The 22211-nt window shown below is 58.9% G+C and carries 17 protein-coding genes; 8 read left to right on the plus strand and 9 right to left on the minus strand.

The features are described from left to right. Nucleotides 1-55 precede the first annotated feature (55 nt). Both ACZ495_RS08325 and ACZ495_RS08330 read right to left on the minus strand, forming a co-directional pair. Nucleotides 56-841, minus strand: a complete 786-nt coding sequence (locus ACZ495_RS08325) for a hypothetical protein (RefSeq protein WP_012624232.1) — start codon at nucleotides 839-841, stop codon at nucleotides 56-58. Nucleotides 842-1152: 311 nt separating this feature from the next. Beyond that, a complete protein-coding gene (locus tag ACZ495_RS08330; RefSeq protein WP_012624231.1) occupies nucleotides 1153-2439 on the minus strand; it encodes a YIP1 family protein in 1287 nt (428 codons plus the stop codon). A gap of 309 nt (nucleotides 2440-2748) precedes the next feature. Between ACZ495_RS08330 and ACZ495_RS08335 the strand changes: the two genes are divergently transcribed. Both ACZ495_RS08335 and ACZ495_RS08340 read left to right on the plus strand, forming a co-directional pair. Beyond that, entirely contained in the window at nucleotides 2749-3969 is a 1221-nt protein-coding gene (locus ACZ495_RS08335; protein WP_012624230.1) for a sodium/hydrogen exchanger, read from the plus strand. A gap of 83 nt (nucleotides 3970-4052) precedes the next feature. Beyond that, nucleotides 4053-5060 carry a DUF3298 and DUF4163 domain-containing protein gene (locus tag ACZ495_RS08340; RefSeq protein WP_464262042.1) on the plus strand — a complete coding sequence of 336 codons (1008 nt, stop codon included), beginning with the start codon at nucleotides 4053-4055 and terminating at the stop codon, nucleotides 5058-5060. A gap of 187 nt (nucleotides 5061-5247) precedes the next feature. Here the strand turns inward: ACZ495_RS08340 and ACZ495_RS08345 are convergent, their stop codons facing one another. The 6 genes from ACZ495_RS08345 to ACZ495_RS08370 all read right to left on the minus strand — a co-directional run bounded on the left by ACZ495_RS08345 (nucleotide 5248) and on the right by ACZ495_RS08370 (nucleotide 10803). Further along, nucleotides 5248-6498 (minus strand): tRNA-specific 2-thiouridylase, encoded by a 1251-nt coding sequence (locus tag ACZ495_RS08345; protein ID WP_041723869.1) that lies wholly within the window; start codon nucleotides 6496-6498, stop codon nucleotides 5248-5250. Nucleotides 6499-6673: 175 nt separating this feature from the next. Continuing rightward, nucleotides 6674-7441, minus strand: coding sequence for an amino acid ABC transporter ATP-binding protein (locus tag ACZ495_RS08350; RefSeq protein ID WP_012624227.1), 768 nt, complete (start codon nucleotides 7439-7441; stop codon nucleotides 6674-6676). Next, nucleotides 7428-8228 carry an amino acid ABC transporter permease gene (locus ACZ495_RS08355; protein ID WP_012624226.1) on the minus strand — a complete coding sequence of 267 codons (801 nt, stop codon included), beginning with the start codon at nucleotides 8226-8228 and terminating at the stop codon, nucleotides 7428-7430. The genes ACZ495_RS08350 and ACZ495_RS08355 overlap by 14 nt, the downstream gene beginning before the upstream one ends. Before the next feature lie 81 nt (nucleotides 8229-8309). After that, nucleotides 8310-9053 carry a basic amino acid ABC transporter substrate-binding protein gene (locus ACZ495_RS08360; RefSeq protein ID WP_464262043.1) on the minus strand — a complete coding sequence of 248 codons (744 nt, stop codon included), beginning with the start codon at nucleotides 9051-9053 and terminating at the stop codon, nucleotides 8310-8312. 55 nt (nucleotides 9054-9108) lie between these two features. Further along, a complete protein-coding gene (locus ACZ495_RS08365; RefSeq protein WP_464262044.1) occupies nucleotides 9109-9852 on the minus strand; it encodes a basic amino acid ABC transporter substrate-binding protein in 744 nt (247 codons plus the stop codon). Between the two features lie 228 nt (nucleotides 9853-10080). After that, nucleotides 10081-10803 carry an NYN domain-containing protein gene (locus tag ACZ495_RS08370; RefSeq protein WP_012624223.1) on the minus strand — a complete coding sequence of 241 codons (723 nt, stop codon included), beginning with the start codon at nucleotides 10801-10803 and terminating at the stop codon, nucleotides 10081-10083. Between the two features lie 156 nt (nucleotides 10804-10959). Here ACZ495_RS08370 and ACZ495_RS08375 point away from each other — a divergent pair, with 156 nt between their 5' ends. Then, nucleotides 10960-12339 (plus strand): O-antigen ligase family protein, encoded by a 1380-nt coding sequence (locus ACZ495_RS08375; protein WP_407844745.1) that lies wholly within the window; start codon nucleotides 10960-10962, stop codon nucleotides 12337-12339. 692 nt (nucleotides 12340-13031) lie between these two features. Here ACZ495_RS08375 and ACZ495_RS08380 read toward each other — a convergent pair. Beyond that, nucleotides 13032-13835, minus strand: coding sequence for an FAD-dependent thymidylate synthase (locus ACZ495_RS08380; protein ID WP_464262045.1), 804 nt, complete (start codon nucleotides 13833-13835; stop codon nucleotides 13032-13034). Nucleotides 13836-14140: 305 nt separating this feature from the next. On the opposite strand from ACZ495_RS08380, the gene trpB reads away from it, so the two are divergent. From trpB to ACZ495_RS08405, 5 genes are all read left to right on the plus strand, one after another. Beyond that, nucleotides 14141-15352 carry a tryptophan synthase subunit beta gene (gene trpB, locus ACZ495_RS08385; protein ID WP_012624220.1) on the plus strand — a complete coding sequence of 404 codons (1212 nt, stop codon included), beginning with the start codon at nucleotides 14141-14143 and terminating at the stop codon, nucleotides 15350-15352. Between the two features lie 512 nt (nucleotides 15353-15864). After that, nucleotides 15865-17382, plus strand: a complete 1518-nt coding sequence (locus ACZ495_RS08390) for an outer membrane homotrimeric porin (protein WP_012624219.1) — start codon at nucleotides 15865-15867, stop codon at nucleotides 17380-17382. 729 nt (nucleotides 17383-18111) lie between these two features. After that, nucleotides 18112-20175, plus strand: a complete 2064-nt coding sequence (gene uvrC / locus ACZ495_RS08395) for an excinuclease ABC subunit UvrC (protein WP_072311685.1) — start codon at nucleotides 18112-18114, stop codon at nucleotides 20173-20175. Between the two features lie 566 nt (nucleotides 20176-20741). Then, entirely contained in the window at nucleotides 20742-21716 is a 975-nt protein-coding gene (locus ACZ495_RS08400; RefSeq protein WP_464262046.1) for a DnaJ C-terminal domain-containing protein, read from the plus strand. Between the two features lie 20 nt (nucleotides 21717-21736). Continuing rightward, nucleotides 21737-22051 carry a chaperone modulator CbpM gene (locus ACZ495_RS08405; RefSeq protein WP_012624216.1) on the plus strand — a complete coding sequence of 105 codons (315 nt, stop codon included), beginning with the start codon at nucleotides 21737-21739 and terminating at the stop codon, nucleotides 22049-22051. Nucleotides 22052-22211: the final 160 nt, after the last annotated feature.

Raw genomic sequence — 22211 nt, forward strand, 5'->3', positions numbered from 1 at the left:
AAAAAGCCCCCGGCAACAGGTTCCGGGGGCTTGAGCAGGGGCAGGCGCACACCCCTCAGAATGCCTTGGACTTCAGCATGTCCGTCCACGAAGATTCCCTGCCTGCCGGACGGCTCGGGTCCACCCATCCCAGTACCTGACGCCCCATGTCCCAGGCAAGGGCGCGGGCTATGAGGCCTGCGGGATCCTCAGGGTTAACTTCCGTGATGGAGAACAGATAAAAATCGTGAACCTGCCGGGCATCCATAAGCCCTCCCTGAGCCATGGACCACAGCAGCGTACCGCTTTTGGCGTCATACACCTCAATGGCCAGCGAAAGCGAACTGGTGCCACCGGAACCACCGTCCATATAATGGTTGATGTACCCGCCCACCAGCATGTCGGCCCCGCGTGCACGCGCAAGAGCAAGGGCGCGCTGCGGGTCAAAAGGCCCGGCCTTGGCGTCATACTCAAGCGCCGAAAAAGCGTTGAGCGACAGCCACACCTGCCAGATCTGGCGTGAAAACATAGTGCTGAAGGTCACGGGGTCCTTGATCTGCTGCACGGCCCGCAAAGGCACAAAAAGCGCGGTCGGGCGATAGCCCAGAGGCTCCATGGGACGCACGTAGATGGCCGGAGGCTGCCGCCGCACAAAATTGTTGACCTGCACCTGTATGGGCGTGCTCAGGTCGCCGGTAAAATCATAGGTACGGCGGCTGTCGTCAGGAGCACGCGAGCAGCCCCAAAGCAAAAAAAGCAGCAGGCCCAGCGCCACGGTCATGACCATGCGTGCCAGCGGCCATGCACATGCTGCAAGGCCCTGTTCACGCCACGTTCCGGAAAATTTCAGGCAGGTATGCATATTTTCTCCTGGCCGGGGCCGCCGCACGCTGCTGCTGGCATTCACCTTGCCAACTGCTGACCGGCGGCTACTGTAGCTGATGAAATGCCGTTCCCGTTAAAAGCCCCCGCATGCCCCAACGCTGTGGGGCGGCACAGTGTGTGCCATTTTCCTGTCAGATGCCAGAAACGTGCCAAACAGGGACTTTCAGCACGACAGGATACGGCAACCCGGCAGGCGCCGACCGGCGCTGAAAAGTATCGCCGCCCGGCCGTCCACAAAGAAACAGCCGGGCGGCGATGCCTATTGGGGGCAAACGCCATGCTTCAGGCCTACATCCGTGCCGCCTGAAAAATCTGCAAAATCAGGGGGGCGAGCAGTAGCACCACCGGAGCAAGCCCCATAAGGGTCTGCGGCCAGGTAAGCTTGAGGGCCGCGCGGCAGCCTATCAGCACGCAGGCCACCATCCAGACAAAACCCACAAGAGACCCCAGCAGGGGAACCACACACAGCAGGGTGGGCGCTGCGGAATAGGCCATCACCTGAAACACCTGGCTGAAGTCGGTGCGGTTGCCGCGCACAAAGCCATAGGTAAAATTTATGAGTGCGCTGAGCACATACAGCTGAATGACGGACATGCCCGTTTTTATAAGCATGACCATCGGCAGGCTCATCTGCGGCGAAAGCATGACCAGCATCTTTTCAAGCTGCGGGTCCGAGGCGGCACTGGGGGCCATGAGCGACATGAACACACCCGACCAGACACGTTCCACAACAACCTGTACCACACTCACCAGCAGATAGAAAATCAGGGCGCGCATCTGCGGCGAACCGGGCTGCACCTGACTGAAAAAGCGTTGCGCTCCGAACATGACCCGCATGCAGGTCTGGTAAAATGCCGCTATCCACCCATCCGGTTCGGGGGCTGTTTCCCAGGGGATGCCGCTTTCCGCATGGTCATATTCGTCATCATAGCCGTGTCCGCCATAGGGATCCCCCCCGTCTTCGGCGTTACGGCCATACTCGTTACGAGCATTACGCTCATTACGGGCACCGTGGGCGTCATGTATGTCACGGTCGTCATGTACGCTGCCGTTCTCGCCTCCCGCGCCGCCCCTGGTTCCATAGCGCCCGTATTCACGTTCATAGGCGCGACTGGCTGCGGCACGGGGGTCTTCCTCAGCATGTTCTTCCCCTCTGGCGCTGCGCGGGTCAAAAGGCCGCGTTTCGCCCGCAGAAGTTTCTTCCCTGCTGCTGTACTCCTCGTGCGCTTCCTGTCCTGCCCGACCCGACCGGCCGGAAGTCCCGGGAGAGGAACCCGGCACAATGGCGCCGGGGGGCAGCGGATCGTCTTCTTCAGGGCCGCGCGCAGGAGAAGGTCCGTCCACATCTGGCGCGGCATCCTGAGCCGAAGCAGCAGGTGTACCGGCATTGCCCCCGTGTGCGGTTTCCTGCTGCTCCGCCTGTGGCGCGTCCGGCAGAACTTCGTGTTCCCCCGTGGACGGCCCGAAACGGAAGCGGCAGGCGCAATGGGGGCAGGTGGCGATGACCGCGCGCGCAGGCAGACGGTCGGCGGGCACTTGGCGGCTGAAGCCGCAACGCGGGCAGGTAATGTTCACTAGACTCTCCTCGGTAAACTCAAAAGATGGGCACGAATCCTTTTTATACTATCTGCAGGCCCCGGCGCTGGCAAGGGGCCGCCGCTGCCCTTGCCGCGCTGACAAAAAACGTGTGCCTGGAAAGAGCTCTTATTGTTGACAGCGTTGCTGAGTGGCTATAGGCTGGCTGCTACAAGGGGAGTAACTGGGTTCTTGAAACCCGGGCGGTATCAACAGCATGGCTTTCGGGCCTGGTGCCGCCGTCGGTAAGCCGATTAGTGAGACCTTGGCGTCAACGCCAAGGTCTTTTTTTATTTTTAAGGAGACATCATGAACATACGCGCCCTACGGCCCTACATTTTGGCAGTGCTCATGACCATTCCCGGTCTTGCCCTGCATCTGGCTCCGCCGGACATTTCTCCGTTTATCGTGACGCTGCTTTCAGGCATGGCCATTCTCGGCGCATCCTTTCTGCTCACCTGGGCCTGTGAAGTGGCGCAGATGGACATGCCGCAGGCCGTGGCAGTGGCTGTGGTGGCCTTTATCGCCGTGCTGCCCGAATATGCGGTGGACATGTACTTTACCTGGATGGCCGGCCAGCATCCCGAAAGCCCCTATTCGCACTATGCCATCGCCAATATGACCGGCGCCAACAGGCTGCTTATCGGCGTGGGCTGGTCGGCCATCGTGCTGATCTTTGCCGGGCGCTTTCACTCGGCGGTAACCCTCAACGACGACAAACGCACCGACGTGCTTTTTCTGGCCATGGCCACGATTTATGCCCTGTTCATCCCCATCAAGGGTTCACTGACCTGGGTGGACGGTCTGGTTCTTCTGGGCATTTACGTGTGGTATATACTTATCATCATGCGCCGCCCCGTGGAGGAAGAAGAACTGGAAGGCCCGGCCGAAGTTCTTGCCAGGCTGGCAAAAAAAATACGGCTGCGCACTGTGGGGGCTATTTTTATTTTTTCGGCCCTAGTTATTCTGGGCAATGCCGAATCTTTCAGCGAAGGGCTTGTTGCCAGCGGAAAACAGTTGAATATCAACGAATTTCTTCTGGTACAATGGATCGCCCCCCTGGCTTCGGAAGCGCCGGAATTTATCGTGGCCGTCATGTTCGCCTCGCGAGGCAACGCCGGACTGGCCCTGGGCTGCCTGCTTTCGTCAAAACTTAATCAATGGACCCTGCTGGTTGGCATGATACCCGGTGTATACGCGGTTTCTTCCGGTGGCCTCAGCCCTGCCATAAACCTTGACACACACCAGTTTCAGGAAATATTACTCACAGCCGGGCAGTCTCTCTTCGCCGTGGCCCTGCTGCTGGACCTGCGCCTGCATGTGCGTGAGGCCGTGTGGCTGCTGCTGCTCTTCAGCCTCCAGCTGCTTTCGCCGCTATACGAGGTGCATCTGGAGAGCCTTCTGGGCCTGCCCCACGACCCGTTGCGTCTGCACCTGTTTTACGCCAAGGTATACCTTGTGCTGGCGGTGATTCTGCTTGTCAAGAACTGGCGGCAGACCTGGGAACTTCGCAAGGGCTTCAAAGTTTAATCAAAGCATGTATACTGTTGCGGGCGGGGCAAGGCCGCCGCCCGCACTTTTGCATCAACGGCCTGCATGGCCGGAGAGCACGTATGGAACGGTACCTCGGGCAAGCAGTTTCGCCTTCACATTTTACTGGTTATCAAGGTATTATATCCATGCCGCGCCTTTTGTCTCTTCTGCTCTTGGTCTTGCTGCTTGGAGAAAGAGCGGCCGAAGCGGCCCGTATGCCGGACCAGCAGACGCCATCCCCCGCCCTTTCACAAGAATTCACAGCCATCGCTGATGTGACGGAAATCGCCCCTGACGGCGATGTCGCACATCCCATACAGCCTGCCGGGCATACCGCGCCCGAAAATCACGCCCATGCCCCCGGAACCAACGCCGCCGGACAGGACAGTGCCGACACTGCGGAGCAGTCCGCCCGCGACAGCGCCGCTGCCATTATTTCCGGCGCGCGCAGACCCGGCATTATCGAGCATCAGCTTGTCCATAACGAACCGGGCAGCCCCGTGATCAATATCAGCTATCCTTCCGTGGGCAGTAAACAGATCGACGGCGACATCCGCCAGTGGGTCACGGGCATTGCCACGGCTTTCGATCAAAGCAGTAGCGCGGCGGGCCTTTCTACAGGCCCTGGCCTTGATGGAGAACACCCGCCTTACGAACTGTGGGCATCTTACAGCATTACCGCCCCCTCGCCCGCAGGACTGAGCATTACCTTTGAAGTCTGGACCTATACCGGCGGTGCGCACGGCAACCTTGACGTCATGACCCTCAATTACAGCCTGCTTACGGGACAACGACTTGGCCTTGTGGACCTTTTCGAAGATCCTGATGCAGCGTTGAGCCTCATGTCCGAATGGTCGTACAACGAGCTTTCCCGGCGTCTTGGCGGCATGCGGCAGGAACAGATGCTGCGCACGGGGCTTAACCCCGTACCGGAAAATTTCGCCAGCCTTACCCTGACCCCACAGGGAGTGCGCATCAATTTTCAGCCATACCAGGTAGCGCCCTGGGCGGCCGGAGCGCAAAAGGTAGACATGCCTCTGGACCAACTGCTGGCCGCCAGACCGTTGCTGAGCATCTGGGGAAAATAAGCTGTGCTTGCTGGCTGTGCTGCCGGCCTGATTCCACACAGGCACAGGACATGGGCACAAATATCAAAAAGCCCCGACCGCAGACCGGTCGGGGCTTTTTAGCGTAGTTATCTTTTAGAGCGGAAGCCTTTCAAGGCAAGCAGCTCTTCATCTGCTTCACAGCCAAAGCATATCAGCATAACACTGCCTACGTCATAGTCTCCACAATGCCGGCCGCCAGCACATGCCCCCGGCCGTCGTACACAGCCGCGACCTGCCCGGGAGCAGAAGGAAACTGCGGTTCCGCAAAACATATATCCAGGCGACCCGAGGCGTCCAGCGTCACCACAGCGGGCGACGGTTTCTGCCTGTGCCGCAGGCGCACCAGCAGTTCACCGGTCCAGTACTGCTGCGGCAGGGACACGTTGGCCGCGCCCGTGAGGCAGCGTGTGACGCCCAGCAAGGCGCGCGGCCCCACCACAAGGGCATTGGCCGTGCCATCCTTGGCGAGCACATACAGGGGTTCGCTGTGGGCTATGCCCAAGCCCTTGCGCTGCCCTTCGGTATAGCGCCAGAGGCCTTTGTGCCGGGCGATCTCCCGCAGTCCCCCCGCGGCATCACGCAAAAAGACGGGTCCCGGACCAGGCGGCACAAGCGCGGCCTTCTGCCAGCGGCGTTCAAGAAAAGGCCGGTAGGCATCGGCAGCAGCCAGACCCGCAGTTGCAGCCCCACTCACAACCGGAGCGAAGCAGATATCCTGGCTCTCATTGGGAACAGGCACGGCCAGACCCGCCCGGGCCACAATTTCACGGCTGCGGGCCTTGTCCTGTTCCGCAAGCGGAAAACAGGCCCGGGCCAGCCGCTCCCGCGGTACAAGGCTCAAAAAATAGCTCTGGTCCTTGGCGGCGTCATGCGCCGCAGCCAGCAGGGGCGGATGCGCCCCACTCACGCCATGCCGCCCTTCCGTGCAGCCGCAACCGTTGTCAACGGCGGAAATGCGGGCATTGTCCCGAGATGCCGCCGGGTCCAGTCCTTCCGGCAGAAGGGCCGTCACTGCGTCTTCCGGCGCGGCGGCCAGCCGCGCATAGTGCCCGGTAGCCAGCCTCTGCGCGCCCAGCCCCATGGCGGCATCAAACAAGGCACCGAATTTTATGGCGCGGTTACATAGTGCGCAGGGATTGGGCGTGCGGCCCGCAGCGTAGGCAGCGGCAAAGGGAGCCAGCACTTCTCGCTCGAAAACAGGCCGCAGGTCTGCCACATGCAGGGGTACGCCAAGAGCCGCACAGGCCGCAGCAAGGCCAGGCGGTGGTTCAGGAGCGGCATCAGGCAAAAAAAGACCGTGCAGCGCCAATACGCTGTATCCTGCCTGTTGCAGCATGACAAGGGCGCAAAGACTGTCCACGCCGCCGCTTACGGCCACGGCCACGGTATTGGATAACGTGCTGTTACCGGTAGACATCGCATGGTCTCTGCCGCCGCAATCCACTGGTTTTCCCTCCACTGCTAGGCTGGACACCGAACGGGCGGGCGGCGTTTCTGGCGTCTCAAGCGCCGGTATTTTGATGGAAAAAGTATGGCAGGAAGGGCAGCCCTGCTTTACAAAACTACCCCTCCTGCCCAAAAGACCGCCTGTTCTATAAGATCTGGTTCAGAAACTGGCGCAGGCGGGGATGGCGGGGGGTAGTAAACAGGGTTTCCGGTCTGCCCTGCTCAACGATCTGCCCTTGGTCCATAAAGATAAGACGGTCCGCCACGGTACGGGCAAAGCCCATTTCGTGGGTGACGCAGACCATGGTCATACCCTCTTCAGCCAGCTTGACCATAACGTCCAGCACTTCACCCACCATTTCCGGATCAAGGGCGGAAGTGGGTTCGTCGAACAGCATGATATCGGGCTGCATGGCGAGCGCGCGAGCAATGGCCACACGCTGTTGCTGCCCGCCGGAAAGCATGGCCGGGTACACATTGGCCTTGTCGCTGATGCCCACTTTTTTCAGCAGTCCCAGCGCGCGGGACTCAGCCTCTTCGCGCGAAAGCTTGCGCAACTTGATGGGTGCAAGCGTCAGGTTTTCCAGCACGGTCTTGTGCGGAAAAAGGTTGAATTGCTGAAACACCATGCCCAGATTCTGCCGCACCAGGTTAATATCGTTGTCCGGGCTCATTATATTCTGCCCCTTGACCACAATACTGCCCTGGTCGATTTCTTCCAGGCGGTTTATGGAGCGCAGCAGGGTCGATTTTCCCGAGCCGGAAGGGCCGATGATAACCACCCGCTCGCCGGTAGCCACGTCCAGGCTCACATCCTGCAGGGCGGGCAGCGAGCCGAAGTACTTCCATACATTACTGATGGTAATGATGGGCGCAGGGGCGGCCTGCGTGGCCGTGGTGCTACTTTCCGTCATAATAGTTCAGCCTGGCTTCCATGATGCTCACGGTTTTTGAAAGGATGAGCGTGATGACAAGATACAGAAGAGCCACCACCGTATACGTTTCAAAATAGAGATAGGTGGTTCCCACAAAGCTTCTGGCACGCTGCATGATATCGGGCACAGCCATAATGGACACCAGCGAGGTATCTTTGAGCATGGCTATGCATTCATTGCCCACGGGCGGCAGAATGGTGCGCATGGCCTGCGGCAGGACCACATAACGCATGGTCTGAAAGCCGTTGAAGCCCAGCGAGCGTGCAGCTTCGCTCTGCCCCTTGTTGATGGCGGTAATGCCCGCGCGAAATACTTCGCCCATATACGCGCCGTAGCAAAAACTGATGGCCACCACGGCGGAAGTAACGCCGCTGACCTGCACAAAACGTGAAAGCGCGTAGTAGATGTAAAAAATCTGCACCAGCAAAGGAATGCCGCGGATCACTTCCACATAGGTGGAAGCAATAAGGTTGATCAGGCGATTGTTTGAAATACGCCCGAGGCCGGTGAGCAGGCCAAGAGGTACGGCACAGCAGATGGAAAGAACGGTGATCTTGAAGGTGATAAGAACGCCGTCCGGCAGATAGAGCAAAATGCGCAAATAGGGTTCGGGCCAGAGCAGGCACAGGGCGAACAGAGTGGAAATGGCCCCGACAAGGGCAATGGACCAGGCATTGATGAGCCGCCATTCGCGGGGGTCAGGGATGGAGGCCCCCTCCGTGACCATAATGATGTTGCCCTTGCTTCCGTCTTTTTTATCGTGCATCACAATCCTTCAGATCAATACGGCTGCGGAGTCCGGGCCGCACGGCCCGGACTCCCATGAAACCATAATGGCTGGTCCGGTTTAGTCGGCCTTGCCCATCCACTTCTCAAGCAGCTCGGCCTCTACGCCCGAAGCCTTGACGGCCTTGATACCCTTGTTGAGTTTTTCCACCAGGTCCGTACGGCCCTTGCGCACGGTAAAGCCGTAGTATTCCTTTTCGGCGGTCTTGAACGAAAGGTTCAGCTTGCCGGCAGTGTCGGCCTTTTTGTTAGCGTAATACATGGCCACAGGCTCGTCGCAGATCACGGCGTCAATGCGGCCGCCGAGCATGTCCTGGATAGCCAGGCCCACGTCGTCATATTCCTTGAGATCCACAGGCACACCGGACTTACGGATAACAAAAACGCCGGTGGTGCCGATCTGGCCGCCCACTTTTTTGTCCTTGAGGTCGTCAAGGCTCTTTATGTTCTGCCCCGCAGGCAGCACCACAGCCTGGGCCACCTCATAGTAGGGATCGGAAAAATCAAACTGCTTCTGGCGCTCGGGCGTGATGGTTGTGGCAGCAGCCACAATATCATACTGGCCGGTGGCTACGCCGCCAAAAATACCGTCCCACGCGATATTGCGCACGTCCACCTCAAAACCGGCGGCCTTGCCCACTTCAGTAATAAAATCCACGTCAAAGCCGACGGGCTGCTTGTTTTCATCAAGAAGCTCCATAGGCGGCCAGGTGCAGTCGGTAGCCACAACATATTTTTCAGCGGCCAAAGCCTGACCACAAAACAGGGTCAGAACCAGCAGGGCGAAAGCAAAACGACGTATCATGAAACCTCCTTCATGCGACGGACTCCGCCGGAAGTACCGGCGCGTCCCCTGTGGGCTAGTTGGATTTGCCCATCCACTTTTCAATTATCCTGGCTTCCTCACCGGATGCCTTTACTTCTCTGATGCCTTTATTGAGCTTGTCCAAAAGGTCCTTGCGGCCCTTGCGCACGGTAAAGCCGTAGTATTCCTTTTCGTTGGTCTTGTAAGAAAGGTTCAGCTTGCCGGCGGTGTCGGCCTTTTTGTTCACATAGTACATGGCTACCGGGTCATCACAGACCACCGCATCAATGCGGCCATTGACCAGGTCCTGAATAGCCAGGCCCACGTCGTCATATTCCTTGATGTCAGCGCCGACATCGGCCTTACGGGTCACAAAGATGCCGGTGGTGCCGATCTGGCCGCCCACCTTTTTGCCCTTGAGGTCGGCCAGGCTCTTGACGCTCTGCCCTTCGGGCAGCACCACGGCCTGCACAACCTCATAGTAAGGCTCGGTGAAGTCAAACTGTTTCTGGCGTTCGGGCGTAATGGTGACGGAAGAGGCCACAACATCGTACTGCCCGGTGGCCACACCGCCGAAAATACCGTCCCAGGCCACGTTGCGGATGTCCATATCAAGACCTGCGGCCTTGCCTACGGCCCGCAGGTAATCGCTGGAGTACCCTTCGGGTTTCTTGTTGGCATCAAGCATTTCCATGGGTGGCCAGGTACAGTCGCTGGCGACCACGATTTTTTCAGCGGCCATAGCAGAGCTGCACATCAGAACAAAACCAGCGAAGGCGAGTGTCATTCGGCGAAGCATGGGACCTCCTTAAATGGTTTCCGTCAAAGCCCGCCGCCCACAGCGCCAGTGGAAAAGCCTGCCCCGGGATATTCCCCGCGGCGGAAGGCCACGGCTGAATTTTTCGCCGGAATGCGCAGTGCCCCTGAACGGGGCGGGCAACCAAAAGAAAGCGTGATCATCTTTAGCTTCGGGCGCGTCCTGCGTCAAGCGCCAACGCCGCGGAACACGCCGATTGGGCAAGATCTTTTACCAGGCGTTGCCGGGCGATGGTCCTTCGCCGTTATCGGCATCATCTGCGGGAAAGGCATCATCGCGATTATCGTAGCCGTTATGGCCTTCGGGCGCACGGGCCGCCGCCTGCACCAGTGTGGCATGGGGGGATGGCTTGCCTGAAACATCACCGGTATCTCCATCCAGGTCATCACGGTCATCGCGCAGGGCCTGCTGCAAAAACCAGTCTTCACGGATGCGCCAAGAAGCCGCAGCCGTATAGGCCGGAGAAGAATACCCCACTGAAAGCACAAGGGTGCGCCGGGCGTGTTCCTGAAGGCGGATGAGCAGTGGAGTAAAGTCGGCATCGCCGGAAAGTATGATAAACTCGTCAAACTTGGTGGAATGCGAAAGATCATCCATACAGTCCATGACCAGATGAATATCCGTGCTGGTTTTGCCCCGGGATGTCAGGGGCGGGCAATCCACCACCTGAAAGGCACTGCGGATGAAAGAGTTGCGAAACTCCTGATACCGCTGCGGATTGAGATAACACATGCGCTTCAGGATGCGGCGGCGCACGCCCTCACCGTAAAGAATGCGCAAGGCGTGGTTTTCGATCCAGCGCACCCAGCGGTACGGCGTGGCGCCGAAGGCACGGGCCGCCTCCGGGTCGATTTCAAGAAAACGGGTAAAAATGTTGTCAAAATCAACATAAAGAGCGCTGTAAACTTCATCAAACCCTGTAAATCGTGCCATATTATCCTCATGGTAAGATAACGAACTATCTCAGTATATTTTGCATGCCAACGCATGGCAAGGTTTTTGCCGCACTTGAACAAACAGAGAGTGCGGGATATAAAAGCTTCTTAATATCAAGCAGATATTTTTCTGTAACATCGCTCGGGAGGGACTGTGCGAAACCTGCTGGAATATGGCAAAGGCCAGATAACCGGTCTGCATGCCGCCATAGCGGCTTTTCGGCAGATGCCGCCCGCCGAGCGCTGGTTCTCCTGTCTTTTCTGGTCGTTCTGGGTCTCACTGGTCACATTTCCTTCGGGCTATGCCATTCGCGATATCATGCCGGTGGTCTGCCTGATCTTTCTCACCCTGTATTACCGCTGCAACTGGCGTCACAGCGTATTGCGCAGGCTGGGGGCATGGCCGCTCTTCGCCTGCCTCGGACTCATGGTCTTTATAGGCGTGGCCTTTTCGCAAAGCCCCGGCGCATCCCTGCTGCATGCCGGGTCTGGCCTCAACAAGGGGTTCATTCTGCCGTTCATCGCCATGGAGTGCGTCCGTGGAGAAAAAGATCTGCGCCGCCTGGTATGGGCCAGCGTGCTGGCCGTTTTCTGGCAGGGACTTGATGGTGTGTGGCAGGCGCAGACAGGCAGGGATTTCCTCATGGGCTACCCGCTCCACAGCGGGCGGCTGACAGGCAGTTTTGACGACTACGAAGTAGGCAACTACATTGCCCTCGCCCTCATACCGGCATTCGGCCTTTGGTTCATCCTGCGGCAGTTTTTTTCACGGTTGCCGTCACTGCTGTTGAGCACAGCCGTTCTCTGGCCAGCTTTTTTCCTGCTGGCCGGCGCCGGCAGCCGCAGCGGAGCGCTGGCCATCGCCGCCGCCATGGGGCTGTGGCTGCTCCTGACGGGCAGCTCTTCGGTCCGCTGGAAAGGCCCGCTTTTTGCCGCAGCCGCCCTGCTTCTGATTCTTGTGGCTCAAGGCCGCGCCCGCCTGGACGCTGTGGTGGAAGACGGCCGCTGGAGCCTGTGGAAGCTCGGCTGGCGCGTTTTTCTGGAGCACCCCTGGTTCGGCGCCGGAGCCGGGCAGTATAATGCCGCTTTTCGCAGCCTGGGCCTCAGCCCGGAAAAAGACGCCATAACCATCAGCCACCCGCACAATATCTATCTGGACATGCTGTACGCGCACGGGCTTGTGGGTTTTGCCCTGGGCATGATTTTCCTGCTGGGTTTCTCCTGGTGGGGATATACGCGCATCAGGCCACGCCTGCAGGCTGAGCGTACCCGCGAGAAAAAAGGTATTTACTGGCACATGACGGCCTGCTTCTGGATGGGCTTTGTGGCCTGGCTTTTTAACGGCATTTTCGGCCACGATTTTTACAGGGTCTGGTGGCTGGCTCTGGCCATGTGCCACCTGGGCGTCATGATCGGCGCGGTCGTCAACGGACCGGCAGGCCGGAAAGAGGCAGATGATGCGAGAACCGCAGGCAGGCCGGACGGCCTTTCCACAGCGGCGGAAATGGCGGGAACAAAAACAGACGGCGCGTAACGCACACTCACCAACAACCGGCTGGCAGGCGGAAAAACGCGCGGCGGGATACGTTTCGGGCTGGAACCGGCACGTGAAGCCTTCCGCTCCTGCATACCGCCGGGGCGGCCCCGTCCAGACACCGCGCCGACACCGGCAGCCTGCCCGCCTGCACAACATCCACGGCCTGCAAGGTCGCAGCAGCAGACCATATTATTGACAAAGAACTTGAGGCAAATAAAATCTTCAAGATCCGTTTTCAAACAGTACACCCTTTCGGGAACGCATGTAACCCCTAAAAATGCGGTTTTTCGCACAATACGCGTTGCACAGCAGCACCACACCGGCGCCACACACAGACCTGCTGCACCCATCCGGGTGCAGCAGCTTCAGGGACACTCCCCAGATATTGCTGCAAAAATTTGCTGCCACTGAGCACCTGCGCCCTCAACCACAACCAAACCCGCGCGACAAACAGCGCGGCGGCCTTCACCCCAAGCCCTTCGGCAACGACTGAAGCCGGTTTGCGCACTGGCGGCGGCCGTTGGCCCGCGCACCCTCCGTAACAGCCTCAAAGCAAAAACTGCTCTCAGAAAAAAGTTTGTGCCAAGGCAGGCAAAAGAATTTTTCCGAAAAGTCTGCTCTTGCTGCACCCGACAGAAGCAAAAAGGTCTTTTGCCACAGCCAGCAAAAAAAGTACGCAGGCGCGAGGCCTAGTCTCCTGCAAACTCATCCTGAACCGGAGGTGCGGCTGCGGCCCCCCGGGCAGAGCGCAGCAAGGCCATGGCCTCGTCCTTGGTAATGATGCGGCCTCTACAGCGGGCATTCTGAAGGGCATTTTCCGGACAATAGCCCAGTTGTACGCAGTTGGGTCCGGCCCCTGCGAAAAGATCGGGGGCAGCCTTGCGGCACAGGCGCAGCATCTGCCAGGCAAGGTGCCGTATTTCGTGCTGGGCGTTACGGCAGCAGCGGATGGAAAACCAGTCCAGCAGAGCGTGGGCATTCATGCCCACAATGGCCTTGAACTCCGTAGCCTGCGGCTTGAGATAACGCAGATCTTCTTCCGGCAGGTCCGCATCAAGCCCCGCCTCATACCATTGACGGCCGAGATCGGCGAGGTCGCGCCCACTCAGGTTCACCGTTGCGCCGCCGGGCAGGGTCACCGGCGCGGTGAACTCCGCCACGCCGCGAGGGTACACCACAGAATAACGGCGCTTGCCGCCAAGCTCCGCCCGGCCCGACTTGATAAGGTAAGAGGCCAGACGCTTGCGCACAAGCTGGGTTTCGGTCACACGGGAGTAGCCCTCAAGGCCGAAAATGAAAAAATCAAACTCCAGCGCGGCCCTGTGCCCCGATGACAGGATGTTCTCCACTATTTTTTTGGAATAGGGCGAAGCCACAATGTCTTCAAGGTCCCTCTCGCTACGCACAAAGCGCGCCGCGATGTCTGTATAGATTTTGCCGCCGCCGGCCAGTAGCACGACCTTGCCGTTTCCGGTAAATTTTTCATCCAGCATTTCAACTCCTTGCCGCAAAATTGCGTGCGCGCATCAAGCATAAGCGAAACAGGAAGCCACGGCAAGAAGAACACAAAATCACAAGGGCATCCATAGATACAGCGCATACGGCAAAGACAGGAAAGCGCCTTGACACAGAGCGCCCAAAACGCCAGAGTGAGAACCGTTTTTCAGCCTTTGCGCTTTTCAGGCTTACCGGTCCCGAAGCCGCCCACGCCGGGCGCAGAACCGGGCACGGCAGAACGGCGTTTTGCCGCAGACCAGGTAGCATGACGGCGACACAGCATCAGCAGCAAGGAGATCGCATGAGCCAGCATTCCGCACCCCACGACAAACCGGACAGCAACGGCTTTTTCGGCGCTTACGGCGGCCAGTATGTTCCCGAACCAGTCAAGGCCCGCCTGGATGAACTGACTGCGGCTATGGAGTCTGCCCTGGCCGACCCCGGCTTCATGCAGGAACTCAACGACCTTTTCATCCATTATACAGGACGTCCAAGCCCTGTCTTTCACTGCGCCAACCTGAGCCATAAACTGGGCGGCGCGCAGATATGGCTCAAGCGCGAAGACCTCAACCATCTCGGGGCGCACAAGATCAACAATACACTCGGCCAGTGCCTGCTGGCCAAGCGTATGGGCAAAAGCCGCATCATCGCCGAAACCGGCGCGGGGCAGCACGGCGTGGCTACAGCCGCCACAGCCGCCCTTATGGGACTTGAGTGCACCATCTGCATGGGCGAAGTGGACATGGAGCGCCAGCACCTCAACGTCATCCGCATGCGCATGCTCGGAGCCGACGTCGTGGCGGCCACATCCGGCCAGCGCACGCTCAAGGAAGCCGTGGACGAAGCCCTTGCCCTGTGGGTGGCGGACGATGCCATGTTTTATGTGCTGGGCTCTGCTGTGGGACCGCACCCCTATCCTTATATGGTACGCCAGTTCCAGTCTGTGGTGGGCAGCGAGGCCCGCGAGCAGATGCTCGAAGCCTGCGGCCGTCTGCCCGATGCGGCGCTGGCCTGCGTGGGCGGCGGTTCAAACGCCATCGGCATTTTTTCCGGCTTTGTGAATGACGCCGGCGTGCGCCTTATCGGCGTGGAACCCGGCGGACACGGCACGGACTACGGCCAGCACGCGGCCTCGCTCTGCCTTGGCGAACCGGGCGTACTGCACGGCTTTAATTCCTATATGATCAAGAATGCCGCAGGCGATGCCGGATCTGTGTATTCCATATCCGCAGGACTGGACTACCCCTCGGTAGGCCCGGAACACTCCATGCTCAAGGATGCGGGCCGCGCCGAATATGTCAGCATTACCGACAAGGAAGCCCTGGAAGCCTTCTTCACCCTGTCCCGCCACGAAGGCATCATCCCGGCACTTGAATCATCCCACGCCCTGGCACATGCCATCAAGATGGCCCCGGGCATGCCGCAGGATGCCATCCTGCTGGTCAACCTTTCCGGCCGGGGAGACAAGGATGTGGCACAAGTAGCGGAAATGATGGAAAAAGGCGAAATCTGAAAGCCACCGGCCAGTGGCTGTCGGCCCCTGTAAAAAAATACCAGAGGGGACAACGCCGTCGTGCAATGGCCCCTGCAAATTGGCACCGGCAGAAAAAAACACCACAAAACGGCGCTGCGCATCAGCCTGACGCCCGTAAAGGTCATACGGCACATCAGGAAAGCCGGGGATGCGTCCCCGGCTTTCCTCGTATGAGACGAAAAATTTTATACCGCCATGCATTATTCCATAACGGGCTGTTTTTGCTAAACCCTTACAAATTATGCCCGCTGCCGGGTAAAAAAATGCCGTGTCCGGAAAAAAAGTTTTTTCTCTAGATTTTTTTTAACCTGTAGATTTTCCGGATGATTGATCTTTTTTTCTTTTTATACCCTCTGGCGGGTTAAAATTTTTGCACGAATATGCTTGCAAAGTGTGCGGGCCTTTCCTATAGTTGGCCCGAAGCGGACATCCGCTCCACAGGCGTGTATAGTAAAACATGCCCTTTTGGGCAAAATAAAGGAAGGTTAACCATGAAAAAGATCGCTACTCTTCTGTTGGCGGCCGGTCTGGTGTTCGGCGCTGCCACAGGCGCCAGCGCCATCGACTTCAAGGCCAAGGGCCAGTGGATCATGAGCTTTGACTACGGCATGAACGGCAACTTTACCGGTGGCAACGGCCAGACCGGCTACAACGGTAAAGAAGACGAGTTCGAAGCCAACCAGCGTGTGCGCCTGCAGTTGGACGCCGTAGCCTCCGAATCCCTGTCCGGTACCGTGTTCTTTGAAATCGGCAAGCAGACCTGGGGCCAGAATAGCTCCGGCGGCGCGCTGGGTGCTGACGCCAACAACGTCATCAAAGTCAAGAACGCCTACCTTGACTGGATCGTTCCCCAGACTGACCTGAAGGTGCGCATGGGTATCCAGGGCATGGCCCTGCCCAGCTTCACCACCGGCAGCAACGTGTTCAACGACGACGTAGCCGGCATCACCGCCTCCTACCAGTTCAACGAAAACGTTGGCGTGACCGCCCTGTGGGCCCGCCCCTGGAACGACAACTACAACACCGACAACAGTGGCAACCAGAGCAACTATATGGATAACGTGGACGTTGCCGCCCTGCTCGTGCCCCTGACCTTTGACGGCGTGAAAGTGACCCCTTGGGTCATGTACGCTGCCATCGGCCCCAACGCTTTCCGTAATGACAATGGTTATCTCAACAACTTCTCCGGCACCTCCGGCAAGTACCCCCGCGCTGGTATGGTTCCCGTGGGTGGCGCCCGTCATAAGGACGGTAGCCCGGTTAACTACAAGCTGGACGAATACGGCAACGCCATCTGGGCCGGCCTGACCGGCGAAGTGACCATGTTTGACCCCATCCGCATTGCGTGGGATTTCAACTACGGCCACGCTGAATATGACCAGAGCCGCCTGACCCGCTCCGGCTGGCTGGCTTCTCTGCTTGCCGAATACAAACTTGACTGGGCCATCCCCGGCATCTACGGCTGGTACGGTTCCGGCGACAGCGACAATCCGTCCGACGGTTCCGGCCGCATGCCCAGCCTGAGCGTGAACAACAATAACAACGGCTTCTCCAACTTTGCCTTCAACGGCAACCCCTACATTGCCCGCGAAGCCACCCTTGGCTACAGCATGGCCGGTACCTGGGGCGTGGGCGCGCGCTTGAAGGACATGAGCTTCCTTGAAGACCTGAAGCACACCTTCCGCGTGAACCTCATCGGCGGCACCAACAGCCCCTCCATGGCCAAAAAAATGTCCAAGGACAACTGGGGCCTCGCTGCCAACAGCGGCGGCAATGGTACGCCTGGCATGGACCCCCTGTACATGACCACCGAAGACTACGCGATGGAAGTTGGCCTGACCAGCACCTACCAGATGTACGAAAACTTCACCATCATGCTTGACGCCGCCTACCTGGCTACCTGGCTTGACCAGTCCAAGTCCGTATGGGGCAACAGCAAGATGAACGGCAAGTCCGACGAAGTGCGTGACCCCTGGAACGTCAACCTGAGCTTCGTGTACTCTTTCTAAGAAAAACACGATCTCTGATTCAGCTATAAAAAGGGGGAAGCCGCAAGGCTTCCCCCTTTTTTGTGCGCACTCCCCGTATGGGAGAGGTTCTTTTTTGTGTCGGCAAAACCTTTGGACAGTTCAGGCGTTACGCAATATAGAATAGCAATAATAAAACATAGAAAACCTGTTTCGACTTCGGCGTAGAGCGCCCGGCGATGGGCCGCCCTGCTACGTTCGTGAAATCTGAATGGTCCCCACCACCCGGTGACTGTCGCGTCCAATCAGAATTCGTATAACAAGCAACATATATTCAAGACGATACCCCACGCCGATCATCAGAACAAAAGGCGTGATATACAGACTTCAAAACAATATCTTGAAAACGCCGTTCCCGCTTCGCTCCAGACAAAGAGGCAAGGCTCCTGCACTCTTCCCGCGTCTTGCGCGGCTTTGGCTTGGCAAGTCAGGTGGGGATGGTTATATGTGGTGTAACACAACAGACTGCAACGGCACAGCAAGGCATGCGGGTCCCAGATATTTCGAAAAACCTTGCCGCTGCAAACCTGTCGCCCCGAGCTTGCAAGGTGCCCTCACATCTGGCTGCCCAAACAAACTGCGCCGCCCCCGCACTGACAGCCTGCGCAAAAAACTGCACAAAAAACTGCACAAAAAAGCTATTGTATCGCCCCCGCATGGCGAACGCCGGTTCACGCAGCGGTCAGAGCACTATCAACGTAAAATTTATCTATGCAAAAGCCAGAACCAGCCAGCATTCCTCTTTCTCCCGGCGTTTACCTGTACAAGGATGAGCGGGGACGCATCATTTACGTGGGCAAAGCCCGTATTCTGCGCCGCCGTGTGCTCTCCTACTTCAGGGCCGAAGGCTTGCCCGCCAAGACAAAAGCCATGCTTTCTCATGCCGGAAGTATAGAGTACCTCACCACAACAACGGAAAAAGAGGCCCTGCTTCTGGAATCGAGCCTCATCAAAAAGCACAGGCCCCGCTATAATATCGTTTTGCGGGACGACAAACAGTATGTACTGTTTCGGCTCAACCCCAAGCACCCTTTTCCGCGTCTTGAAGTTGTACGCCAGGCAAGGCGAGACGGTGCACGCTACTTCGGCCCGTTCACTTCCGCCCTGTCTGCCCGCGAAACCTGGAAACTCATACACCGGGCCTTTGCCCTGCGCCGCTGCTCCGACAGGGCCATGAAAAACCGTGTGCGCGCCTGCCTGTATCATTTTATGGGGCAATGCCCCGCCCCGTGCATGGACCTGGTAACTCCGCAGCAATACAATGAAAACGTGCGTAAAGTCTGCGATCTTCTGCAAGGCCGTGCGGCCCCCCTGCTGGATAGTCTGCGCGAGGCTATGGAGCAGGCCTCGGAAGATCTGGAGTTTGAAAAAGCCGCAGTGCTGCGTGACCAGATCCGCGCTGTGGAGCGCACGGTGGAGCGGCAGGCTGCTGTTTTGCCCGGCGGCGGTGATATGGATGCTGTTGGCCTTTACCAGGCGGAGAAAGGCCTTGCTCTGGGCATAGTCTTTGTCCGCGGCGGTGCCGTCACGGACGGGCGCGCCTTCTACTGGCCGGGCCTGACATTTGAAGACGCCCCCGAACTGCTCTGGAGCTTTGTAAGCCAGTATTACAGTCAGATCACGCCGCCGCCGCGCATACTGCTGCCCTGGCTGCCGCCCGATACAGAACGCGTGGAGGACGCGGAAGATAGCGAGAGTACGGGCGAAGGCATAAACGCTGGTGCTGGCACACAAGCTGCCCCGCTGACGCCCATACCGTCAGGGACAGGCGCTGACCTTCCTCCGGTTGCGGCAAGTCCCCCTGCGGACGCGTCTAGCCCGCCTTCCGGGCCATCATCTGTCCCGCATTCTGATCCGGATGACGCTCTGCCTTCTGTTCCGGCCGCCGTGCTTTCCTCCGCCCCCCTGACCGGGCGCGAACTGCTGGAGCAGACCCTGGCCGACCGCCGGGACGGCGCGGTGCGCATTGTGCCGCCACAGCATGCCGGAGACAACCAGCTGGTGGACATGGCCCAGTCCAACGCCCGCGAGGAAGCGCGCCGCCAGGAGCAGAAATCTGAAATGAACATTCTGGACAGGCTGGCCCGCGCCCTGCACCTTTCCGGGCCGCCCAGCCGCATCGAATGTGTGGACGTGTCACATACCGGCGGCCGCCAGACCCGTGTGGGTATGGTGGTTTTTGAAGACGGCCAGCCCGCGCGCCCGCAGTACCGCACCTACAGCATGCCCGACAGCGGTGACGACTACGCCACCCTGTACGCCTGGGTTGCCCGCAGGCTTGAAAGCGGCCCTCCCTGGCCCGACCTGCTGCTTATTGACGGCGGCCGTGGGCAGTTGCGCACTATACAGCGCGCCCTTGAAGAAGCGGGCCAGCCCGACCTTTTCGCACTGGCGGCCATTGCCAAAGCCAGAGATGAGCAGGGCCACGCCGACCGCCGCGCGGGCAATGTGGCCGACCGCATTTTTGTACCCAACCGCGCCAATGCCCTGCCCCTGCGCGAAGGCGGCCAGGAGTTGCTTTTTCTGCAAAACATTCGTGATACAACCCACCGTTTCGCCATCGGCCGCCACCGCAAGGCCCGGCGTGGAGCAGCCCTTGCAGGCGAACTCATGCGTCTGCCCGGCGTTGGCCCGGCCACGGCGCGCCTTTTGTGGGACCATTTCGGCAGTGTGGAGGCCATGTGTGCCGCCACGCAGGAAGATCTGCGCAAAATTCCTGGCATTGGCCCGGCCAAGGCCTCAATGCTGCTGGAAAAACTGTCCGGTCTGCGCTAGCCGGTTGCCGTTTTTGCGCGCATTTCCCGCACAGGCCGGGGCAGCTTCGCTGCACAGTGATACACAGCGCTGCCCGGACCTCTCTGTTGCCTCCACCTGCCTCCACCCGTAGTTTCCTTCGTATAACGGGCGGAGCATCCCCAAAGGGCATGTGGCGTGTACGCAGGCCCACATGTGCACGGCTGCTTTCGTTCCAGACAAAGAAGCAAGGCTCCTGCACTCCACAGGGGCTGCTTTACCCGGGCAGTCACACACGCCTTCTTTTGCCGCCAGCTGCGCTTGTGAGCAGGCCTTTGCCCAATAGTGGCCGACACGCAGCCTGGTGAAACGTGCTCCCCTCAAAGACAATCCTGAAAAATCAAGGCCGTTGCCTCACCGGCCTTCAGCCCTGCCCTTTGGCTTTTTGCGCAAAAATGTATACTGTTTTTCCAATGCCGGGCATTGACCTTACACAGAACGGCCTTATTCTTGCATATTGAACCACAGCCACAAAAAGGCCTGCGGTTCCGAAGCGCGCCCGCACACGGGCTGCGCTCGACAGTACGATTCGCACGGGGGAGCGCAGAATGTCAGTATCTTACAAAGATTATTACAAACTTCTGGGAGTGGAGCGCACGGCCAAGACCGAGGATATTTCCAAGGCCTACAAAAAGCTGGCGCGCCAGTACCACCCCGACCTGAATCCCGGCGACAAGCAGGCAGAAGAAAAATTTAAAGAAATCAACGAGGCCCACGAGGTTCTCAAAGATGCTGAAAAGCGCAGGCTTTACGACCAGCTCGGCCCCAACTGGCAGCACGGCCAGCAGTTTCAGGGCGAACCAGGTTTTGAAAACGTGCACTTTACCTTCAATGGCAAAAACTTTGACGGCTCGGGCTTTTCAGACTTTTTCGAAACCCTGTTCGGAGGTGCGCGCGGCGCGCAATTCGGCGGGCAGGCCGGGCCTTTTGGCGGGCAGGGCGGCGGCCGCACCCAGTTCGGTCCCGACCCATTCGGCGGCTTTTCTTCCCGCCCGCGACGGGGCCGTGACGTTGAGGCCGAGTTGCCCCTGACGCTTGAAGAGGTGCAGAAAGGCGGCAGCCGCACTGTCTCGCTGCAGGGACCGCAGGGGCCGAAAACGCTGGAAGTCAACGTGCCCGCCGGTATCCGCGAAGGTGCAAAGCTGCGCCTGGCAAGTCAGGGCGATCCCGCCCCCGGTGGCACATCAGGTGACCTCTTTTTGCGGGTGCGCTATCTGCCGCACGCCACCTTCAGGGTGGACGGCGAAAACCTGCAATGCGATGTGGCGCTGGCCCCCTGGGAGGCAGTGCTCGGCGGCAAGGTGGAAGTACCCACCCTTGAAGGCAACGTTGAAATGCAGATTCCCGCCGGGTCCAGTTCGGGGCGCAAATTTCGCCTGCGCGGCAAAGGGCTGGGTGCATCCGGAAAACGCGGCGACCTGCTTGCCAGGGTCATGATCAAAACCCCGGCGCAACTGTCCGACGATGAGCGCGAACTCTGGCAAAAGCTGGCCGAAACATCAGCATTCAAGGCCCGCGCATAGCAACTGGTGGAGGTTTTAGCATGAGCATGACACCCAAGCATCCCACCCTGCCCGCGCCTTCCACGGTTATGGTCTGGGAAGAATTTGTTCAGGTGACGGGCGTAGACCCCGAGCGGCTGCAGGAGCTGCTGGCCCTCGGCTGGATTGAAGCCCGGGGCAACACTGCCCGGCGGCATCTTTTCCGCGATGCGGATATTTACCGCGTGCGCAAGCTTGAGCGTATCTGCTGCGACTTTGAACTGCCCGTGCTCGGCGGCACCATCATAGTGGACCTTCTGGAGCGCATTGATGCGCTGGAACAGGCGGTACGCAGCCTGAAACATTTTGAGGATTAAGGGCCGGCGCCAGACAGGTTTTCCACTACCGCAAGGCAGGAAACGAATCCGGCACCAAACCCGGCAGAAAACACTTCGCAGGCAAGCAAACGCTCTGCATGAATTTTTGAACGACTTTCGAATTGAGAGAACATCCCTCTCAATACCTTGAAGGCGCCCG

Source organism: Desulfovibrio sp. GTC20076 (genome assembly GCF_055385905.1).